The sequence below is a fragment of the Nitrosopumilus sp. b1 genome, from assembly GCF_014078545.1.
In the GTDB taxonomy this organism is placed as follows: Archaea; Thermoproteota; Nitrososphaeria; order Nitrososphaerales; family Nitrosopumilaceae; genus PXYB01.
In genome coordinates this window covers 2,155-3,121 of sequence record NZ_MU078735.1, presented here as the reverse complement: position 1 = coordinate 3,121, position 967 = coordinate 2,155, and the positions used below count along the sequence as shown (strand labels likewise).

At 34.7% G+C, this 967-nt stretch carries 2 protein-coding genes; both read right to left on the bottom strand.

All coding sequences use genetic code 11. The features are described from left to right. On the bottom strand, nt 1-317 hold a 317-nt coding region (locus C6988_RS09375), incomplete at its 3' end, for a hypothetical protein (RefSeq protein WP_182134934.1). Nucleotides 318-356: 39 nt separating this feature from the next. Continuing rightward, nucleotides 357-848: a DUF192 domain-containing protein gene (locus C6988_RS09370; protein ID WP_182134932.1), complete on the bottom strand. Its 492-nt coding sequence runs from the start codon at nt 846-848 to the stop codon at nt 357-359. Nucleotides 849-967 lie beyond the last annotated feature (119 nt).

Sequence of the window (967 nt, the reverse complement as noted above, 5' to 3'; positions counted from 1 at the left end):
AATTCAGTTGAGGTACAGTGCTCAATTAGTTGCTGTTCTGGACCTGTAAAGAAATTACAATATGTGTAAATTCCACGAGCAGTATCAAGCTTAATTGGAGAAGACATCTCAATGTCTTTTTGTTCTAAAATTTGTTTTAGTTGATAATTAGTCTCAGTGTAAGTTACACCAAGTCCATCTCCCAATGGAAGTGATTCATTTTTTGTAGTATCTACAGATTCAGATATTTGTTCAGAGGGCATCATAGAAACTAGAGTAATTACGACAATAATTATTCCAACTCCTGCACCAATAGCTGGAATTTTTTTATTTTTCAATTATTTTTCTTGATGAGTAGTAAAGATAAGCTTTTGCAATCAGATAGAGATAATTTCCAATACAGAGTCTTCTGTAATTCCAAATCTCTCAATAAATCCTGCAGTTACTTCTAAGATGTAAGATGCTTCTGCTCCAGGATTAACAACAGTACATGTAACAGTCTCCAGGGCAGACTTGCAGGGAGGCACGTCTCGTTCTATATGTACAATATTTCCATCCTCATCAAACCAAATCATGTCTAATGGAAACTGCATGTTTAGCATCCATAAAGAATAGACGCCAGGTGAATCATAAACAAAAATCATACCTTCATCATATGGAAGCTCTTCTTGGAACATTAAACCACGAACTTGTCTAGGTTTTGTATCAGCTACTTGAACTTCTAGTACTTCTCCGCCAACTTTTATTGTACCGCGAGGAAATTCTACTGATTCTAATTTTGCATCACTTGGAATAGAAAGCATCCCTACGACACCAATTATTACTGCAGCAATTGATATCGGAATTAGAACTTGCAGACGAGTTGCCATATACTGTTATGATTTGTATCCTATTAAAAACTAAAAGTTCTCTACATTATAGTATTTTTAAAATCACTAATTGCACTGGTGGTATTTTTTGTCTCATGTGCAATATCAGATATTGTAGC

Excerpts from the sequence above, each read along its gene's own strand:
- C6988_RS09370 (WP_182134932.1), bottom strand. The coding sequence starts at position 848 with ATGGCAACTCGTCTGCAAGTTCTAATTCCGATATCAATTGCTGCAGTA.